We start from the raw sequence: 17,427 nt of genomic DNA, 5'->3' as shown, positions 1-17,427 counted from the left end.
CCAACTAGATCTGGATAATGGCTGCCTTTTCCCGGGTGAACTCCAGGACCGAATCGTGGCCGTACCCGCTGTCCTTGACGCCGCCGAACGGCAGGCCGGGCGGCATCTGCCGGTAGGTGTTCACCCAGACCGTCCCGCTCCGCAGATCCCGGACGAACCGGTGCGCCCGCCCCAGGTCGCGGGTCCAGACGCCGGCCGCCAGCCCGTACGGCGAGTCGTCGGCGATCTCCAGCGCCTCCTCGTCGTCGTCGAACGGCAGCGCCACCGCCACCGGCCCGAAGATCTCCTCCTGGCACACCCGCAGCCGGTTGTCCTCGGTCGCGAACAGCGTCGGCTCCACCCAGTAGCCTCCGGGCAGCTCCGGCACCACCTCCGCGCCGCTCCGCCCGCCGAACACCAGCCGGGCGCCCTCCTTCGCGGCCAGCTCCAGGTAGGAGGTCACGCGCTCGAACTGCCCGGCCGACACGATCGGCCCCATCGTGGTCCGCAGGTCCTGGGGGTCGCCCAGCACCAGCCCGGCGCACACGTCCCTGATCCGGCCGAGCATCTCGTTCCAGATCGAGCGGTGGATGAGGATGCGCGAGCCGGCGACGCACACCTGCCCGGCGTTGCCGGTGTAGATGGAGTTGACGGTGACGCCCCGGGTGGCGGCGTCGAGGTCGGCGTCGGGGAAGACGATGTTGGGGGACTTGCCGCCCAGCTCGAACGTCATCGGCTTCAGCGCGTCCGCCGACGCCCGGGTGATCGCGCGGCCGGTCTCGGTGGAGCCGGTGAGGCTGATCTTGGCGACGTCCCGGTGGCGTACGAGGGCGTCGCCCACCTCCTCGCCGAGCCCGGCGACGATGTTGAGCACGCCGGGCGGGAACACCTCGGCCAGCAGCTCGCCCAGCCGCAGCACGGACGCGCTCGCCTGTTCGGCGGGCTTGACGACGACGGTGTTGCCGGCCGCGAGCGCGTACGCGGCCTTGGCGGAGAAGGTCGAGATGGGGGAGTTCCACGGGATGATGCAGACCACGACCCCGTACGGCTCGCGCCGGGTCAGGCCGAGCGCGTCCGGCCCCAGGACGACGGTGTCGCCGGTGACCGCGTCCAGGCACTGGCCGGCCGCGAGCTGCCACAGGAACGCCATCCCCGGCAGGTCCCTCCTCAGGGTCTCGCGCAGGACGCGGCCGTTGTCGCGGGTCTCCAGCCGGGCCAGCTCCTCGGCGTGCCGGCCGAAGATTTCCGACACCTTGCGCAGGTGGTGGGCGCGGGCCAGGGCGGGCAGCGCGGCCCAGGCGGGGAAGGCCGCGCGGGCCGCGGCCACGGCCGCCTCGGCCTCCGCCGGGCCACCGGCCGGGACGTTCGCCCACGGCTCGCCCGTGCTGGGATCGACCGACTCCATCGTGCGGGACGCGGCGACCAGCTCGCCGCCGATGAGATGACGATAGTCAGGCACGCGACCAAGCATATGCTTGCTTGATAGCGGGGGCCAGGGAACGCGTACGCCCCTCACACCTCCGGCACCCCGAGATCCGCCGCCGGGCCCGCGGGGGACAACCGGCCGCCCAGCTCCGGGTCCAGCTCCTCGATCAGCCGCTGCACCAGCGCCGCCCCGGTCGCGGCCCTGATCTCGGCGAGGTGCGGCACGGTCAGGTCGGTGGCCACGTTCAGCGTGCCCGCGCCCAGCCGCTCGTAGAGCGCGGCGGTGGGGCCGTTGGTGAGCGGCAGCAGGGCGTGCAGCGTGGCGAGATCGGTCATGGGCGCTCCTCACCTCAGGTCCCGGGCGTTCTAGGATCGTGGCATGCAACTGGCCCCCGGAGTGCACGCCACCGTCACCGACCGGCACGGGGGCGTCAGCGCCCCGCCCTACGGCTCGCGCAACCTCGGCGGCATGGTCGGCGACGACCCGGCCGCCGTGCGGGCCAACCGCGCGGGTCTCGTGGCCGAGCTGGGCGTGCGGGCCGTGGTCTACATGCGCCAGGTCCACAGCGCCGAAGTCGCGTACGTGAGCGAGCCCTTCGGCGACGACCCGCCGCCGCTCGACGGCGTGTTCACCACCGAGCCCCGGCTGGCGCTGGCCTCGCTCGGCGCCGACTGCCCCGCGGTGCTGGTGGCCGACCCGGTCGCGCGCATGGTGGGCGCGGCGCACTCCGGCCGCCCCGGCACCGAGGCGGGCATCGCGACGGCGCTGGTGGCGGCGATGGCGGCCAAGGGGGCCGAGCCGGGCCGGATGGTCGCGCTGATCGGCCCCGGCGCCTGCGGCCGCTGCTACGAGGTGCCCGCCGAGCTGCGCGAGCGTGTCGCGGCGAAGGTGCCGGAGACGTGGTCCACGACGTCGTGGCAGACGCCCGCGCTCGACCTGAGGGCCGGCATCGAGGCGCAGCTCAGGGCGGCCGGGCTGGCGGAGATCCGGCACGACGCGCGCTGCACGATCGAGTCGCGGGAGCTCTACTCCCATCGCCGTGAGCAGCCGGGCGGCCGGTTCGCGGGCCTCGTCTGGCTCGACTGACGCGCGCGGCGGGCGGCGCTCAGCCCTTGTCCTGGCCGCCGTTGAAGATCGCGTTCACGATGATGATGCCGACCCAGACGGCCACGAAGAGGAATGTCTTCCCCTCGGTCGCGAGCGCCAGCGCCAGCGTGGCGATCGTGCCCAGGGAGAGGGAGACGATGGCCAGGGCGAGCCGCTGCCCGTGGCTCGCCCGGCGCTGGGACGACTTCTGCCGGGTCTGAGCCAGGCGCTCGTCCACCCGCCGGTCGACCTCTTTGCCCATCTTGTCGAGGAACGACTCGACGATGGCGTCCTCGAACTCGGGCCCTAACTCGCGGCGAGCCGAGACAGCGGCCCTCAACTCATCCCCAGTGCTCATGTATAGAGACTATTGGGGCAGATCGCTCAGTGAGCAAGGATGTCGTCGAGGTTGTAGCTCACCGGACGCTCCAGTTGCTCGTACGTGCACGACTCCGGCGTGCGGTCCGGCCGCCACCGCCGGAAGTGCGCCGTGTGCCGGAACCGGTCGCCCTCCATCTGGTCGTAGGCCACCTCCATCACCCGCTCCGGCCGCAGCGGGATGAACGACAGGTCCTTCTTGGCGTTCCACCGCGACACCGCGCCCGGCACGCGCTGCCCGCCCCGCGACGGCCCCGCGGCCGGCTGCCCCACGTTGGCCTGCGCCGCCTCGGCCCAGTGCCCCCACGGGTGCTCGCCGAGGTCGGCGACGAGCGGCCGCAGCTCCTCGACCAGTTCGGCCCGCCGCGCCATCGGGAACGACGCCGCCACCCCGACGTGGTGCAGCCTGCCGTCGTCGCCGTAGAGGCCGAGCAGCAGCGAGCCGACGATCGGCCCCGACTTGTGCTCGCGGTAGCCGCACACCACGACGTCGGCCGTGCGCTCATGCTTGACCTTGAACATGGTGCGCTTGTCCGGCACGTACGGCTGATCGCCGGGCTTGACGATGATGCCATCGAGCCCGGCCCCCTCGAACGCCTCGAACCACTCGCGCGCCTGCCCGTCGTCGGTCGTCACCGGCGTCAGCCGGATCGAGCCGCCCTCCTTGGTGAACAGCTCGACCAGCCGCGCCCGGCGCTCGGCGAACGGCGCCTCCATCAGCGACTCCTCGCCGACGGCCAGCAGGTCGAAGGCGATGAACTGGGCGGGCGTCTCCTCCGACAGCAGCTTGACCCGCGACTTCGCCGGATGGATGCGCTGCTGCAGCGCGTCGAAGTCGAGCTGCGAGCCCCTGGGCAGCACGATCTCGCCGTCGATCACCACCTTGTCGGGCAGCTCGGCCTTGGCCGCCTCGACGATCTCGGGGAAGTAGCGGGTGAACGGCCGCTCCTTGCGGCTGCCGAGGTAGACCTCGTCGCCGTCGCGGAAGATGATGCAGCGGAAGCCGTCCCATTTGGGCTCGTAGAACAGGTTGCCGTCCTGGCTGGGCATGGCCTTGACCGGTTTGGCCAGCATGGGCGGCACCGGCGGGCGTACGACCAGGTTGGGCACCGGCTCCGGCTCGGGCTCCTCGGCCGGAGTCGTGTTGACTGTCGGGTCGGTGGTCATCAGGTACCTCCGAGGAAACCCCCGCCTTCAGGCGGGGGAGGAATCGGACTCCTGCGAAGCAGGGCAGGAGCAGGCGATACGCCGCCAGGCGGACCGCCGTTGTCTTCTGGGATCGGCCGGTGCGCGGGTGATCTCGCACCTAGGATCGGGGAATGGCGCAGCTGGTGAAGCGGGCCTGCAAGTACCGCTTCCATCCAACCCCCGAACAGGCCGAGGAGCTTGTCCGGACGTTCGGCTGCGTGCGCCTGGTCTACAACAAGGCATTGGAGGAGCGGATTCGCGCCTACACCCAGGAAGGCCGCGGCGTCTCCTACACCGAGTCGTCCGCGACGCTGACCGCCTGGAAGAAGACACCCGAGCTGGCGTTCTTGAACGAGGTGTCGTCGGTGCCGCTGCAGCAGACCCTGCGGCATCTGCAAGCGGCGTTCGCGAACTTCTTCGCCAAACGGGCCAAGTATCCGACGTTCAAGAGCAAGAAGAGGTCGAGGGCGTCGGCCGAGTACACCCGCTCGGCGTTCCGCTGGCGCGACGGCCGGCTCACCCTGGCCAAAATGAACGCGCCGCTGAACATCGTATGGTCGCGCCCGCTGCCCGAGGGAGCCGAGCCGTCCACGGTCACCGTGAGCCGGGACGCGGCCGGGCGGTGGTTCGTGTCCTTGCTGGTGGAGGAGAAGATCGCGCCGTTGCCGCCGGTCGAGCGGTCGATCGGCGTGGACGCCGGCCTCACCGCCCTGCTCACGTTGTCGTGCGGCGAGCAGATCGCCAACCCGCGTCACGAGCGTCGTGAGCGGCGCAGACTGGCCAAAGCACAGCGGGCCCTGGCCCGCAAACAGAAAGGATCGAACAACCGGGCCAAGGCCCGGCTGCGCGTGGCGAAGATTTATGCCCGGATCGCCGATCGCAGGCGCGACTACCTGCACAAGGTCACCACCCGGCTGGTTCGCGAGAATCAAGTGATCGCCGTGGAGGACCTGGCTGTCCGCAACCTGTTGAAGAATCATGCGCTCGCCCGCGCCATCTCCGATGCCGGTTGGCGGGAGCTGCTGCGCATGCTGGAGTACAAGACGGACTGGTACGGTCGCACCCTGGTCGTGGTGGACCGGTTCTTTCCCTCCTCCAAGTTGTGCTCGGTCTGCGGGGCCCTGCGGGAAGAGATGCCGTTGAGCGTCCGCGAGTGGACCTGTGCCTGCGGTGCGATCCATGATCGGGAGGTGAACGCGGCGCAGAACATGCTGCTCGCCGCCGGGCTGGCGGAGAGCTGAAACGCCTGTGGAGCTGGTGTAAGACCTCAAACGGGAGTCCTCCTCTCGGGCGGGCGATCGGCGATGAAGCAGGAAGACCGACCGGCGACGGTCGGAATCCCCCTTGTTTACGAGGGGGAGGATGTCAAGCGTGGTCTTCCTTCCCCGTGACGTATCTGCAGAAGAGGGCCCCGTCCTCCTCCAGCACCTGGACGAGGTCCAGGCCGACCAGCGCGGCCTCGCCGTTCTGGATGCGTGCCGCGTCGCCGCCGACCAGGAGCGGGCTGATCGTCAGGCACAGCTCGTCGACCAGGCCGGCGGCCGAGAGCTGGGCGTTGACCAGAGGGCCGCCCTCGCACAGGATGCGGCCGAGGCCGCGCTCGTGCAGCCGCGCCACGCCCTCGCGCAGGTCGACGCTCTCGTCGCCGGCCACGATGACGTCGCAGCCCTTGGCCAGCTCGGCCCGCCGCTCGCGCGGCGCGGCCTCGCAGGTGATGACGAGGGTGCGGCTGGGGGCGCCGGTGAACAGCGGGTGGCGGGGGTCGAGGTCGAGGCTGCGGGAGACGACCGCGATCGGGGGCACGTCGGGACGGCCCGCGCGGATGCCGGCCCAGGAGGCGCGTGGCTCGATCGGGCGGTAGCCCTCGGTGCGGACGGTCGACGCGCCGGCCATGACGACGTCGGCGAGGCCGCGCAGCACCTGGAAGACGCGCTTGTCGCCGGGGGTGGACAGGCCGCCGGAGCGGCCCTTGAGCCAGGCGGCGCCGTCGGCGCTGGACACCATGTTGAGCCGCAGCCAGGGCCGGCCCTCGGGATAGGCGTACGCCTGGGCGATGTCTGGATTGTCGTGAATGTCGGGAAGGATGCGCCGCACCCCTCTACCTTGGCACACGCCACCGACAACGGGTCCGAGGGCGTCCGCCGGTCTCGGTCATAACGAACCTTTGTGTATCTACAGACATAACGCCAACTCTCTGCTTAACGTGACGCTTGACGTCAAGGCAGGCATGGCACGGACAGGGGGAGGGCCCGTGGGGCTGGTCACCGCCGCAACGTGGACGATCGCCGCGCTCGCCGGGGCGCACCTGCTGCGCCGCTGGCTGGCGGTCGGCGGAGGCCGCCGGGCCAAGGTCACCCGCTTCCCGCTGGCGCTGGTCCTCTCCCACCCCGCGCTCGCGGTGTCGGCGCTGGCGTGCTGGGCCGCCGCGCTGGCCACCGGCAGCCGGGCGCTCGCCTGGCTCGCCACCGCCGGGCTGGCGGCGGCGGCGCTGCTGGGGTGCGTGATGTTCACCCGGTGGCTCGGCGAGGGGCGGCATGGGGACGCGGTGTCCGGGGTGCCGGTGCTGGCGGTGCTGCACGGCCTCGCCGGGGTGACCGCGTTCGCGCTGGTGTTCCTCACCGCCAGCGCCGCCCGCGTCTTCTGACGGCGCCGCCCGCTCTCCCGCCGCCGGGCCCCGCGGCTACGCGGCCTCGCGCTACTCGGTCTCGCGTGGGCGGCGGAGCACCTGGAGCGAGCGCGAGGTGACCGTCACCACGCCGCCCGCCGGATGGCGCGACTCGGTGACGAGGTCGTCGATCGAGTCGTGGGCGGTGTCGAGCACCGGCAGCCAGCCGCCGCCGAACTCCGGCCCCGGAAGCGTGAACGGCATGTTCTCGTGGTGGGCGTTGATCAGCAGCAGGAACGAGTCGTCCACGATGCGCTCGCCCCGCGGCCCCGGCTCGGTGATCGCCTCGCCGTTGAGGTAGACCATGAGCGACTTCGCGTAGCCGATGTGCCAGTCGCCGGCCGTCATCTCGGTGCCGCCCGGCGTGAGCCACACCAGGTCGCGGTCGCCGTTGTCGGGATGACGGCCGTGGAAGAAGCGGCGGCGCTGGAAGACCGGGTGCTCGCGGCGCAGCTTCGCCAGCGCGCGGACGAACTCCAGCAGGTCGGACTCGGTGCGCACCCTCGACCAGTCGACCCAGGCCAGCTCGTTGTCCTGGCAGTAGGCGTTGTTGTTGCCGTGCTGGGTGCGGCCGATCTCGTCGCCGTGGGACAGCATCGGCACGCCCTGCGACAGGAACAGCGTGGCGAGGAAGTTGCGGCGCTGGCGGCGGCGCAGCGCCACGATGCCGGGGTCCTCGACCGGGCCCTCCGCGCCGCAGTTCCAGGAGCGGTTGTCGTTGGTGCCGTCGCGGTTGTCCTCGCCGTTGTCCTCGTTGTGCTTGTGGTCGTAGGAGACGAGGTCGCTCAGCGTGAACCCGTCGTGGCAGGTCACGAAGTTGATGGAGGCGACCGGGCGGCGGCCGGAGGACTCGTAGAGGTCGGACGAGCCGGTCAGCCGGGAGGCGAACTCGGGCAGCGCCGAGTGCGTGCCCCGCCAGAAATCGCGCACAATATCGCGATATTTACCGTTCCACTCCGTCCACAGCGGCGGGAAGTTGCCCACCTGGTAGCCGCCCGGCCCGACGTCCCACGGCTCGGCGATCAGCTTGACCTGCGAGATCACCGGATCCTGCTGGATCAGGTCGAAGAACGCGCTCAGCCGGTCGACGTCGTGCAGCTCGCGGGCCAGCGCCGAGGCCAGGTCGAAGCGGAACCCGTCGACGTGCATGTCGAGCACCCAGTAGCGCAGCGAGTCCATGATGAGCTGCAGGGCGTGCGGTGAGCGCACGTTGAGCGAGTTGCCGCACCCGGTGTAGTCGAGGTAGTAGCGCCGGTCGCCGTCGTGCAGGCGGTAGTAGGCGGCGTTGTCGATGCCGCGGAAGCCCAGCGTCGGGCCCATGTGGTCGCCCTCGGCGGTGTGGTTGTAGACCACGTCGAGTATGACCTCGATGCCCGCCTCGTGCAGCGCCCGCACCATGCCCTTGAACTCCAGCACCTGCTGCCCCCGGGTGCCGCTGCTGGAGTAGCGGCCGTGCGGGGCGAGGTAGGCGATGGTGTTGTAGCCCCAGTAGTTGGTGAGCCCGCGCGCGACCAGGAAGTGCTCGGGCACGTAGTGGTGCACCGGCATCAGCTCGACCGCCGTGACCCCCAGCGACAGCAGATGATCGATGATCGCCGGATGGCCCATCCCCGCGTACGTGCCCCGCAGGTCGCGCGGCACGTCGGGATGGCGCATCGTCAGCCCGCGCACGTGCGCCTCGTAGATCACCGTCTGGTGGTAGGGGATGCCGGGCGACCGGTCGTTGCCCCACTCGAAGAACGGGTTGATGACCACGTTCTTCGGCATGTAGGGCGCGCTGTCCTCGGCGTTGCGCCGCCCCGGATCGGTGAAGTAGTAGGGGAACAGCGCCTGGTTCCAGGTCAGCTCGCCGTCGATCGCCTTGGCGTAGGGGTCGAGCAGCAGCTTGCTCGGGTTGCACCGGTGCCCGTGCTGGGGCGCGTACGGGCCGTGGACGCGGTAGCCGTAGCGCTGGCCCGGCTGGATGCCCGGCAGGTAGCCATGCCAGACGAACCCGTCGACCTCCGGTAGCTCCACCCGGTCCTCGGAGCCGTCATCGTGAAAAAGGCACAGCTCGACCCGCTCGGCGACCTCTGAGAACACCGCGAAGCTCGTGCCAACGCCGTCCCAGGTCGCGCCGAGTGGATAGGGCTGCCCCGGCCAGACCTCGCGCATGTGGCCCAATTGTCGCACGGGAAGCCGCTCTTGGTCTCTCAATGTGCGGATGCCCTCATCTGCACGGCGCCGGAAGGACACCGGCGCCGTGGATGACGTTTCAGAGCAGCTCGGCCCTGAGCGTGATCGTGGTGCCGGCCAGCGCCTGGCTCACCGGGCAGTTGGCTTTGGCCGTCTCGGCGGCCTGCTGGAACTGCTCGGCCGTGACGCCCGGCACCTGGCCCTGGACGGTCAGCACGATGCCCGTGATGCCCTCACCCGGCTGGAACGTGACGTCCGCGCTGGTCCGCAGCGACTCCGGCGGCGTGCCCGCGCCCGCCAGGCCGTGCGAGAGCGCCATCGAGAAGCAGGACGAGTGGGCCGCCGCGATGAGCTCCTCGGGGGAGGTCTTGCCGTTCGCGGCCTCCGCCCTCGACGGCCACGAGACCTCGAACGTGCCGACGCCCGAGGTGTCGAGCGAGACGGTGCCCGACCCGTCGAGCAGAGCGCCCTTCCACTGCGTCGTCGCGGTGCGGGTGGTGGCCATGACGTGCTCCCTCCTGTAAGGACTTCCGACCCTACCGCGTCAGGAACCCCGCCCCCCGGAGGGACGAATCCGGCGGGGCACTCATCCGTCTCTACTTTTGCGGCGAATAATGACATGCTCGGGTCGCGGCGCACCTGCCGCCTGGGTCCGGATACAACGGGAGCGTGGTGCCAGTGGAGGCACCGTACGACGACCGCCTGTTGCACCAGCGGGTGGTCGGCGGCGACGAGTCCGCGCTGGGCGAGGTCTACGATCGGCTCTCCCCGCTGATCTTCGGCCTGTCCCTGCGGGTCACCAGGGACCGGGTGATCGCCGAGGACATCACGCAGGAGGTGTTCCTGGTCTTCTGGGAGCGGCCGCTCGCCTACGACCCCGGCCGCGGCACGCTGCGCGCCTGGCTGGCGACCATCGCCCACCGGCGGGCGGTGGACCACGTGCGCGCGGAGGAGCGGCGGCGGGTCTCGGCGCTCGGCCCCCGGCTGTTCGAGCGCGAGCCGGCCCGGCCGGAGGACGGCGTGCTCGCCGCCGACGAGGCCGAGCGCGTCCGCCAAGCTGTGACCCGGCTGCCCGACGGATTACGCCAGGCGGTCGAGCTGGCCTATTTCGGCGGCAGGACGTATCGGCAGGTCGGCGAGGAACTGGGCGTGCCCGAGGGCACCGCCAAGTCGCGCATCCGGCTGGCCCTGAGGCGGCTGGCGGACGCGCTGGCGGAGGAAGAGGTGTGATGGAATCCGTCGAGCGTCTCTACCTGGACGCGCTGATGGAGGAGCCGGCCGTGCCGGCCGGCTCGCTGCGGCCCCAGCTCCTGGCCGGGGCCAGGGCACGGCGCAGGCCCGCGGCCGCCACGGCCTCGTGGGCGGCGCCGTACGCGGGCCGGGTGGCCGCCATGGACGCCCTGCTCGCCACCGCCGGGGACGACGACTGGGCGCGCGTCGTCGTCGAGGGATGGACGCTGCAGGAGCTCGTCGCGCACCTGGCCGCGAAGGACGGGCTGCTGGCCGCCTCCGTGGGCGCCCCCGTCCTCGGCCCGCCGCTGCGGGCGCTCGACTCGGCGGGACGCACCGGCGACGTGCAGGCGTACGAGCGGGCGCGCAGCCCCGAGCAGACGCGGCGCGACTGGCGGGCGCAGGCCGACGCCCTCTGCCGGCACCTCGCCGGGCTGTCAGGGACCGCCCCCGCCACCCTGGACGGGCTGGAGGTGCCCGTACGCGACCACGTGCTCGGGCGCGGCCTGGAGACCTGGATCCACGCCGACGACGCCGCCCGCGCGGCCGGCGTCCTGCTGCCCGACCCGATCCCCGAGCACATCCGGCCGACGGCCGACCTGTGCGCCCGGCTGCTGCCCTGGACGATGCTCCTCGCCGGGCTGGACGGCTCGGGCCGTACGCTGCGGCTGACGCTGACCGGGGCCGGCGGGGGCGAGTGGCTGCTGCCCCTGGGCGTCGAGGAGACCGTGCCGGGCGAGCCCGACGCGCACCTGACGGCGGACGTCCGCGCCTTCTGCTTCCTCCTGGGCGGCCGCGGCGACCCCGCCGCCTTCCCCGCGACGGTCACGGGCGACCACGCCCTCGCCGCCGACCTCCTCCGCACCGCTCCCACGCTCTCCGGTCCCTGACAGAGAGGGTGAGCCGCCGCCTTGCTGGGTACATCTGCACCCCGCGCGCGTTCGGGCTCGGGCGCATGACGAGAGGGGGCTCATCGTGGCGAGCGACGTGACAGGGCTGGCGGACCTGATGTACGAGTTCGGTCTGCTCAAGCGCTACAAGCGCACGGGATGGCTGGTCGCGGGGGTGCGCGACCCGGAGAGCGTGGCCGACCACTCCTTCCGCACGGCGGTCATCGCGGCCGTGATCGCCAGGCTGGAGGGCGGCGACCCGCAGCGGGCGGCGTTCATGGCGCTGTTCCACGACTCGCAGGAGACGCGCGTCACCGACATCCCCTACCTCGGCAAGCGCTACCTGAAGGCGGCCTCCAACGAGGAGGTCACCGCCGACCAGACGCGCGACGTCAGCGGCCCGGTGGCCGACATGGTCCGCGACGCGGTCGCCGAGTACGAGGAGAAGACCAGCGTCGAGGCCGTCTGCGCGCGCGACGCCGACAAGCTGGAATGCCTCCTCCAGGCCGTCGAGTACCGCGAGCAGGGCAACCACAACACCCAAGGGTGGATCGACAGCTCGCTGGCCGCGATCACGACCACCACCGGCAAACGGCTGGCGGAGGAGGCGCTGAGCACGGGCACCCTCGACTGGGTGGTGCGCGTGCTCAACGGCGACGGCGTCCCCTGATCGGCCCGGTCCGCGGCGACGAGTCAGGCCGTGGGCCGGGTGACGAGGTCGCGCGCGTACTCGTCGTCGCTCTCGGCCAGCACCCGCGCGGCCCCCTGGGCGGCCCGGTCGTCGCCGCGCGCCGCGAGCCCGCGCGTGGCCTCGGCCACCGTGCGCAGGTCGGAGTCGCCCAGCCGGGCGGCCAGCGCCTCACGGATGCGCGGCGTGTCGGCGTCGAGCCCGGCCAGCCCGGCGGTCGCCCAGTCGCGCACCTCGGCGTCGTCGTCCTCGCTCATCTCGACCAGCAGCGCCAGCCCCTCCTCGTGGTCCGGCGGGAGCACGTCGGCCAGCGCGATCGCGTCGGTCATCGTGCGCTTGTGCCCCGGGCGGCCGATGACGTCGAGCACGGCCGGCAGCGCCCGCGGATCGCCCTGGTGGCCGAGCGCGGCCAGCACCGAACGCAGCACCTGGCCGTTGCCCTCCGTGGTGACCATCTTGAGCAGCAGCGGCAGCGTGCGCTCCAGGTAGGGCTTCTCGCCGTCGGCGAAGCCGAACTGCGCGATCGCGTCCACGCCGAACTCGCGCTCGCGCGCGTCCTCGCTCACGCACAGCCGGGCCAGCGCCTCGTAGGTGTCGTCGTCGGCCCGCTTGGCCAGCGTGTCGGCCACGATCCACCAGGTCTCGGCGTCCTCGTCGACGTCGCGGTGCGCGAGTGCCCGCGCCACCAGCCGCTCGACCGGCGTCTCGACGCCCGTGGCGTCCTCCAGCAGGGTCGCGATCGCGGCGTGGCCGCGCTGCGCCTGGACCTGCTCGCCGCGTTCGCCGTCAGGGGAGCGGCCGGCCACGGTGACCAGCTCGGTGCCGTCCTTGGCGTACTGGCGGGCCACGACGTACTCCCAGCCGTCCTGCTCGACCTGGTCGAGCAGCGCGCTCTCCAGGTGCACGCCCACCCAGTCGGCGGCGATCTCCAGCGGCGTGTCGCCGTCGCCGTCGTACTTCGCCGGGTCCGCGCCCGCCTCAAGCAGCACCTGCGTCACGCCGAGCGCGCCGCGCCTGGCGGCCAGGGTGAGCGGGGTGTCGCCGTCGTCGTTCTGCGCGTCGACGTCGGCCCCCGCCCCGACGAGCAGCCGGGCCACGTCGGCCTGGCCGTTGGCGGCCGCCCAGAGCAGCGCCGTCCAGCCGCCGGACTCCCGCCCGTTCACCTCGGCCCCGGCCGCGAGCAGCGTCTCGGCGACCTCCTCGCGGTCCCACGCGGCCGCCGCGCAGAGCGGGAGACCCTCCTCCTCGCCCTCGCTGGGCTTGTTGGGGTCGGCGCCGGCGGCGAGCAGCTTGGCCACCGTGTCGGTCTCGCCGTTCAACGCCGCGCGGTAGAGCTGTTCCTCATGCATGACACGGACCCTAGCCTGGTCCGGCCGCGCGCCGGGCCAAGCGAGGGGAACGCCGCGACGGGTCGAGCGCCGGCGCAGGGCGTGCGCCCTTCGGCGGGGCGGCAATTCCTCCTGAGGGAGGAGGCCAGGGGCCCGCGAAACGCGATATGTTGCGAGTATGACCGATCCCGGTGAGGTCCGCGCGTCCGACGCCGAGCGCGAGGCCGTCGTCGAACAGCTCCGCGTCGCGTCGGTGGAGGGCAGGCTCACGCTGGCCGAGCTGACCGACCGCACGGAGGCCGCCTACTCCGCCACCACGCACGCCGAGCTCGCGCTGCTCACCCAGGACCTCCCCGTCGGCAGCGCCGTTCCCGCGCCGTCGCCCGCGTCCGGGCGGCCGGAGCGCAAGAGACGGTGGTTCGTCGGGGTGATGGGCGACTCCAAGCGGCGCGGCTCGTGGCGCATCGACCAGGAGCTCGGCGCGGTCGCCGTGATGGGCGACGTGCTGCTCGACCTGCGCGAGGCCGAGGTGCGCACGGACATGGTCGAGATCATGGCGGTCTCCGTCATGGGCGACGTGAAGATCATCGTGCCCGACGGCGTCAACGTCGACCTCGCCGGGATGGCGATCATGGGCGACAAGAAGGTCGACGTGCTGGAGGCCGCGCCCGGCATGAACGTCCCCGTGGTGCGCGTGCACGCCTACGCCGTGATGGGCGACGTCAAGGTGATCGGCGACTCGCGGGCCAAGCCGCTGCGGCGCGGGTTCGCCGCCTGGCGCGAGCACTGGCGGCAGATGCACGGCGACGACTGGCGCGAGCTCGGCCGCCAGCTCCGCAACGAGGGCCGCGAGCTGCGCCGCCAGCTCAGCGACGACCGCGACGGCTACGGGCGCGACGGCTACGGGCGCGACGGCTACGGGCGCGACGGCTACGGGCGCGAGCGCGGCTACTGACCGGCGGCACCCGCCGGCCGTCACGCCGCCGCCGAGGGGCCAGGCTCAGCCGACCGCTCAGCCGACCGCTCAGCCGACCAGGGACACCGGGTCGCGCTGCGCGCCCTCGTACCGCTCCATGAGCACGTCCACCAGCTCGGGCGCGGGCCCGAGCACGTCGGCCACCACGGCGGCGCCCGCCTCCAGCGCCTCCCGCCGCACCTTGTCGGCGAAGTGTCCAGGCGCCAGCAGATACGGCGCCACCACCACGCGCGGCGCGCCCGCCCGCACCAGCTCCGCCACCGCCTGCGCCGGGGTGGGCCCGGCGGCCGAGGCGTACGCGGCCCTGACCGTCCACCACCCGCCGCGCCGCCACTCCCGCGCCATGCGCGAGACGACCGCGTTCGCGCGCGCGTCGCTGGACCCGGCCGACACCAGCACCACGGCGGTGCCGGGATCGCCGGGAAGCACGCCCGCCTCGGCCAGCCGCCGCTCCAGCGCGGCCCGCAGCAGCGGGTGCGGCCCGAGCGTCGTCCCGTAGTGGACGCGCAGCCGCGGCTGGTGCGCCCGCGCCTCGTTGAGCGCCGCAGGCAGGTCCACCCGGCTGTGGTACGCCTCGGTGAGCAGCAGCGGCAGCACCACGGCCTCCTCCAGGCCGTGCAGGGCCTGCGCGAGCGTCGGCGCGCAGTGGTCCAGGTACGCCACCCGCACGTCCAGCGGCACCTGGTCGAGCAGCGCGGCCACGGTGGCGGCGGCCCGCGGGTCACGCGACCCGTGCGCCACCGCCACCAGTGGCACGCGACCGGGGGCCGTCCCGCCTGCCAACGGGACGAGACCCCTACCGGGGATCACAGGTGAATGCCGCATTCGACCTTCCCCAGGCCCGCCCAGCGCCCGCTGCGCGGATCCTCCCCCTCGGCGACCTGCCGCGTGCAGGGCGCGCACCCGATCGAGGGGTAGTTGTCGTAGTGCAACGGGTTGATGAGCACCCCGTTGTCGGCGATGTAGTTGTCGACGTCCTCCTGCGTCCAGGCGGCGATCGGGTTGACCTTCACCATCTGGCGCTTGGCGTCCCACTCGACGACCCGCGCGTCCTTGCGGGCCGGCGACTCGTCGCGGCGGATGCCGGAGATCCACGCGAGGTACGGCTCCAGCGCCCGGTTCAGCGGCTCCACCTTGCGCAGGTAGCAGCACAGGTCGGGATTGCGCCCGAACAGCCGCGGCCCGAGGTCGCGGTCCTGCTCGGCCACCGTGCGCGACGGCTTCACGTCGATCACGTTGACGTCGTAGACCTGGCGCACCGCGTCGCGCGTGCCGACGGTCTCGGCGAAGTGGTAGCCGGTGTCGATGAAGAGCACGTCCACGCCCGGCTTCACCCTGCTCACCAGGTCGATCAGCAGCGCGTCGCTCATCGAGGAGGTCAGGCAGAGCCGGTCGCCGAACGTGGCCGCCGCCCAGCGGATGATCTCCCTGGCGGTGGCGCCCTCCAGGAACGTGGCGGCGGACTCGACGATGTCCTGCAGGTCGAGCGTGCCGCGCTGATCTCTTAATCCGACCTCGATGTCCACCAGCGTCATATCTTCACTCCGATCCCCAGGAACTTCAGCTTGAAAGCGCGGGCGCAGGACCGGCAGTACCAGCCGCCGTCGCCCTCGTACGGCTCCAGGTCCTCGTCGCCGCAGTAGGGGCAGTGGAAGGGAACCGCGCGCTCGCTCATCGCAGGTCCGCCTCGTCGGCCCGCTGCACCCAGTCGGCGAACGACTCGCCCTCCTTGCGCTGGGCGTCGAAGTTCTTCACCACCCGTTCGACGTAGTCGGGCAGGGCCTTGGCGGTGGTCTTCAGCCCGCGCACCTTGCGGCCGAAGCCGGCGTTGAGGCCGAGCGAGCCGCCCAGGTGGATCTGGTAGCCCTCGACCTGGTCGCCGTTCTCGTCCACGACGAGCTGGCCCTTGAGGCCGATGTCGGCGACCTGGATGCGGGCGCAGGAGTTGGGGCAGCCGTTGACGTTGATGGTCAGCGGCTCGGCGAACTCGGGAAGCCGGCGCTCCAGCTCGTCGATGAGCTGGGCCGCGGTGGCCTTGGTCTCGACGATGGCCAGCTTGCAGTACTCGATGCCGGTGCACGCCATCGTCTGGCGGCGGAAGGTGGAGGGGCGCACCTGGAGGTCGCTGGCCTCCAGCTCGGCCACGATCGAGTCGACCTGGTCCGGCGCGACGTCGAGGATGACCATCTTCTGCTCGACGGTCGTGCGCACCCGGCCGGAGCCGTGCCGCTCGGCGATGTCGGCGATCCTGTGCAGCGCGTCGCCGTCCAGCCGGCCCACCTTGGGGGCGAAGCCGACGTAGAAGTTGCCGTCCTTCTGCGGGAAGACGCCCACGTGGTCGCGGCGGCTGCCGCGCGGCTGCTCGGGGGCGGGCCCGTCGGGCAGCGGGGCCTTCAGGTATTCGGTCTCCAGGATCTCGCGGAACTTCTCCACGCCCCAGTCGTTGACCAGGAACTTGATCCGGGCCCGGTGCCGCAGCCTGCGGTAGCCGTAGTCGCGGAAGATGCCGACCACGCCCTCGTGCACCTCGGCCGCCTGCTCGGGCCGGACGAACACGCCGAGGCGCTTGCCGAGCATCGGGTTGGTGGACAGGCCGCCGCCCACCCACAGGTCGTAGCCGGCCTCGCCGTGCTCGTTGACGACGCCGACGAAGGCCACGTCGTTGATCTCGTGCACCGTGCAGTGCGCCGGGCAGCCGCTCAGCGCGGACTTGAACTTGCGCGGCAGGTTCGAGTAGGCCGGGTTGCCGACGACCCGCTCCTGGATCTCGCGGATCTGCTCGCTCGCGTCCAGCACTTCATCGACGTCGATGCCGGCCAGCGGGCAGCCCAGGATCACGCGCGGCGTGTCGCCGCACGCCTCCGTCGTCGACAGGCCGACGGCCTCCAGACGCTCCCAGATGTCCGGCACCGACTCGATCTCCACCCAGTGGAGCTGGATGTTCTGGCGGTCGGTCAGGTCGGCGGTGCCGCGGCCGTACTCGTTGGAGATGTCGGCGATCGTGCGGAGCTGGGCCAGGTCGAGCTGGCCGCCGTCGATGCGCACGCGCAGCATGAAGTAGCGGTCGTCGAGCTCCTCCGGCTCCAGCACCGCGGTCTTGCCACCGTCGATGCCGGGCTTGCGCTGGGTGTAGAGGCCGTACCAGCGCATGCGTCCGCGCAGGTCGGCCGGGTCGATCGAGTCGAACCCGCGCTTGGCGTAGACGTCGATGATGCGCTGGCGGACGTTGAGCCCGTCGTCGTTCTTCTTGTTCTCCTCGTTCTTGTTCAGCGGCTCCCGGTACCCGAGAGCCCACTGGCCCTCGCCGCGCGGGCGCTTGTGATGCCGGCTGGCGGGTGTGCGGCTGGCAGGGGTGCTCATTGCGCGTCCTTCGATTCATGGGCGCGCGCAAAGGCCCTACCTGGCCTCGTCAGCGAGG

18 protein-coding genes and 1 pseudogene are annotated in these 17,427 nt (G+C 72.0%); 7 read left to right on the top strand and 12 right to left on the bottom strand.

Features of this window, described 5'->3' with window-relative positions; genetic code table 11:
* Window positions 1-4 precede the first annotated feature (4 nt).
* Window positions 5-1,438 carry an aldehyde dehydrogenase family protein gene (locus Nocox_RS29965; RefSeq protein WP_020542936.1) on the bottom strand — a complete coding sequence of 478 codons (1,434 nt, stop codon included), beginning with the start codon at window positions 1,436-1,438 and terminating at the stop codon, window positions 5-7.
* Between the two features lie 53 nt (window positions 1,439-1,491).
* On the bottom strand, window positions 1,492-1,740 hold the full coding sequence (locus tag Nocox_RS29960) for a hypothetical protein (protein WP_020542937.1): 249 nt from the start codon (window positions 1,738-1,740) through the stop codon (window positions 1,492-1,494).
* A 43-nt stretch (window positions 1,741-1,783) separates the two neighbouring features.
* On the opposite strand from Nocox_RS29960, the gene pgeF reads away from it, so the two are divergent.
* Entirely contained in the window at window positions 1,784-2,491 is a 708-nt protein-coding gene (pgeF, locus tag Nocox_RS29955; RefSeq protein WP_026214288.1) for a peptidoglycan editing factor PgeF, read from the top strand.
* Between the two features lie 19 nt (window positions 2,492-2,510).
* On the opposite strand, the gene Nocox_RS29950 is transcribed toward pgeF, so the two are convergent.
* Together Nocox_RS29950 and Nocox_RS29945 are read right to left on the bottom strand one after the other, a co-directional pair.
* Window positions 2,511-2,849, bottom strand: coding sequence for a hypothetical protein (locus tag Nocox_RS29950; RefSeq protein WP_020542939.1), 339 nt, complete (start codon window positions 2,847-2,849; stop codon window positions 2,511-2,513).
* 26 nt (window positions 2,850-2,875) lie between these two features.
* Window positions 2,876-4,036 carry an ATP-dependent DNA ligase gene (locus tag Nocox_RS29945; protein WP_020542940.1) on the bottom strand — a complete coding sequence of 387 codons (1,161 nt, stop codon included), beginning with the start codon at window positions 4,034-4,036 and terminating at the stop codon, window positions 2,876-2,878.
* A 152-nt stretch (window positions 4,037-4,188) separates the two neighbouring features.
* Here Nocox_RS29945 and Nocox_RS29940 point away from each other — a divergent pair.
* Window positions 4,189-5,448: pseudogene (locus Nocox_RS29940) on the top strand (RNA-guided endonuclease InsQ/TnpB family protein).
* Here Nocox_RS29940 and Nocox_RS29935 read toward each other — a convergent pair.
* Complete coding sequence (locus Nocox_RS29935) at window positions 5,423-6,151, bottom strand: pyrimidine reductase family protein (protein ID WP_020540762.1); 729 nt, start codon at window positions 6,149-6,151, stop codon at window positions 5,423-5,425. The pseudogene Nocox_RS29940 and the gene Nocox_RS29935 overlap by 26 nt on opposite strands.
* 157 nt (window positions 6,152-6,308) lie before the next feature.
* Between Nocox_RS29935 and Nocox_RS29930 the strand changes: the two genes are divergently transcribed.
* Window positions 6,309-6,701, top strand: coding sequence for a hypothetical protein (locus tag Nocox_RS29930; RefSeq protein ID WP_020540761.1), 393 nt, complete (start codon window positions 6,309-6,311; stop codon window positions 6,699-6,701).
* A 51-nt stretch (window positions 6,702-6,752) separates the two neighbouring features.
* Here Nocox_RS29930 and glgX read toward each other — a convergent pair whose 3' ends face one another.
* Both glgX and Nocox_RS29920 read right to left on the bottom strand, forming a co-directional pair.
* A complete protein-coding gene (gene glgX / locus Nocox_RS29925) occupies window positions 6,753-8,876 on the bottom strand; it encodes a glycogen debranching protein GlgX (RefSeq protein WP_026213843.1) in 2,124 nt (707 codons plus the stop codon).
* A gap of 100 nt (window positions 8,877-8,976) precedes the next feature.
* On the bottom strand, window positions 8,977-9,402 hold the full coding sequence (locus Nocox_RS29920; protein ID WP_020540759.1) for an OsmC family peroxiredoxin: 426 nt from the start codon (window positions 9,400-9,402) through the stop codon (window positions 8,977-8,979).
* Window positions 9,403-9,566: 164 nt separating this feature from the next.
* Here Nocox_RS29920 and Nocox_RS29915 point away from each other — a divergent pair, with 164 nt between their 5' ends.
* The 3 genes from Nocox_RS29915 to Nocox_RS29905 all read left to right on the top strand — a co-directional run bounded on the left by Nocox_RS29915 (window position 9,567) and on the right by Nocox_RS29905 (window position 11,687).
* On the top strand, window positions 9,567-10,127 hold the full coding sequence (locus Nocox_RS29915; protein ID WP_033407912.1) for a sigma-70 family RNA polymerase sigma factor: 561 nt from the start codon (window positions 9,567-9,569) through the stop codon (window positions 10,125-10,127).
* On the top strand, window positions 10,127-11,017 hold the full coding sequence (locus tag Nocox_RS29910; protein ID WP_020540757.1) for a maleylpyruvate isomerase family mycothiol-dependent enzyme: 891 nt from the start codon (window positions 10,127-10,129) through the stop codon (window positions 11,015-11,017). The genes Nocox_RS29915 and Nocox_RS29910 overlap by 1 nt, the downstream gene beginning before the upstream one ends.
* Window positions 11,018-11,102: 85 nt before the next feature.
* Complete coding sequence (locus Nocox_RS29905) at window positions 11,103-11,687, top strand: HD domain-containing protein (RefSeq protein ID WP_020540756.1); 585 nt, start codon at window positions 11,103-11,105, stop codon at window positions 11,685-11,687.
* 23 nt (window positions 11,688-11,710) lie between these two features.
* On the opposite strand, the gene Nocox_RS29900 is transcribed toward Nocox_RS29905, so the two are convergent.
* On the bottom strand, window positions 11,711-13,054 hold the full coding sequence (locus Nocox_RS29900; RefSeq protein ID WP_084685237.1) for an ankyrin repeat domain-containing protein: 1,344 nt from the start codon (window positions 13,052-13,054) through the stop codon (window positions 11,711-11,713).
* 157 nt (window positions 13,055-13,211) lie between these two features.
* On the opposite strand from Nocox_RS29900, the gene Nocox_RS29895 reads away from it, so the two are divergent.
* A complete protein-coding gene (locus tag Nocox_RS29895; protein WP_020540754.1) occupies window positions 13,212-13,988 on the top strand; it encodes a DUF1707 SHOCT-like domain-containing protein in 777 nt (258 codons plus the stop codon).
* A 69-nt stretch (window positions 13,989-14,057) separates the two neighbouring features.
* Here Nocox_RS29895 and Nocox_RS29890 read toward each other — a convergent pair whose 3' ends face one another.
* From Nocox_RS29890 to Nocox_RS29875, 4 genes are read right to left on the bottom strand one after another with little or no spacing between them, the layout of a single operon-like run.
* The gene (locus Nocox_RS29890; RefSeq protein WP_020540753.1) at window positions 14,058-14,756 is read right to left on the bottom strand and encodes a sirohydrochlorin chelatase; all 699 of its coding nucleotides are present in this window, start codon (window positions 14,754-14,756) and stop codon (window positions 14,058-14,060) included.
* Between the two features lie 59 nt (window positions 14,757-14,815).
* Window positions 14,816-15,544 carry a phosphoadenylyl-sulfate reductase gene (locus Nocox_RS29885; protein WP_020540752.1) on the bottom strand — a complete coding sequence of 243 codons (729 nt, stop codon included), beginning with the start codon at window positions 15,542-15,544 and terminating at the stop codon, window positions 14,816-14,818.
* On the bottom strand, window positions 15,541-15,684 hold the full coding sequence (locus Nocox_RS29880; protein ID WP_020540751.1) for a hypothetical protein: 144 nt from the start codon (window positions 15,682-15,684) through the stop codon (window positions 15,541-15,543). The genes Nocox_RS29885 and Nocox_RS29880 overlap by 4 nt, the downstream gene beginning before the upstream one ends.
* Complete coding sequence (locus Nocox_RS29875) at window positions 15,681-17,369, bottom strand: nitrite/sulfite reductase (protein ID WP_020540750.1); 1,689 nt, start codon at window positions 17,367-17,369, stop codon at window positions 15,681-15,683. The genes Nocox_RS29880 and Nocox_RS29875 overlap by 4 nt, the downstream gene beginning before the upstream one ends.
* Window positions 17,370-17,427: the final 58 nt, after the last annotated feature.

Origin of the sequence: Nonomuraea coxensis DSM 45129 (assembly GCF_019397265.1) — a bacterium.
In the GTDB taxonomy this organism is placed as follows: Bacteria; Actinomycetota; Actinomycetes; order Streptosporangiales; family Streptosporangiaceae; genus Nonomuraea; species Nonomuraea coxensis.
The sequence above is the reverse complement of the archived record's forward strand: the minus strand, read 5'-3'. Positions and strand labels throughout refer to the sequence as shown.

Coding starts and splice junctions, on each gene's coding strand:
- pgeF (WP_026214288.1), top strand. CDS start 1,784: ATGCAACTGGCCCCCGGAGTGCACGCCACCGTCACCGACCGGCACGGG.
- Nocox_RS29895 (WP_020540754.1), top strand. CDS start 13,212: ATGACCGATCCCGGTGAGGTCCGCGCGTCCGACGCCGAGCGCGAGGCC.
- glgX (WP_026213843.1), bottom strand. CDS start 8,876: ATGCGCGAGGTCTGGCCGGGGCAGCCCTATCCACTCGGCGCGACCTGG.
- Nocox_RS29960 (WP_020542937.1), bottom strand. CDS start 1,740: ATGACCGATCTCGCCACGCTGCACGCCCTGCTGCCGCTCACCAACGGC.
- Nocox_RS29920 (WP_020540759.1), bottom strand. CDS start 9,402: ATGGCCACCACCCGCACCGCGACGACGCAGTGGAAGGGCGCTCTGCTC.
- Nocox_RS29910 (WP_020540757.1), top strand. CDS start 10,127: ATGGAATCCGTCGAGCGTCTCTACCTGGACGCGCTGATGGAGGAGCCG.
- Nocox_RS29885 (WP_020540752.1), bottom strand. CDS start 15,544: ATGACGCTGGTGGACATCGAGGTCGGATTAAGAGATCAGCGCGGCACG.
- Nocox_RS29950 (WP_020542939.1), bottom strand. CDS start 2,849: ATGAGCACTGGGGATGAGTTGAGGGCCGCTGTCTCGGCTCGCCGCGAG.
- Nocox_RS29880 (WP_020540751.1), bottom strand. CDS start 15,684: ATGAGCGAGCGCGCGGTTCCCTTCCACTGCCCCTACTGCGGCGACGAG.
- Nocox_RS29945 (WP_020542940.1), bottom strand. CDS start 4,036: ATGACCACCGACCCGACAGTCAACACGACTCCGGCCGAGGAGCCCGAG.
- Nocox_RS29900 (WP_084685237.1), bottom strand. CDS start 13,054: ATGCATGAGGAACAGCTCTACCGCGCGGCGTTGAACGGCGAGACCGAC.
- Nocox_RS29875 (WP_020540750.1), bottom strand. CDS start 17,369: ATGAGCACCCCTGCCAGCCGCACACCCGCCAGCCGGCATCACAAGCGC.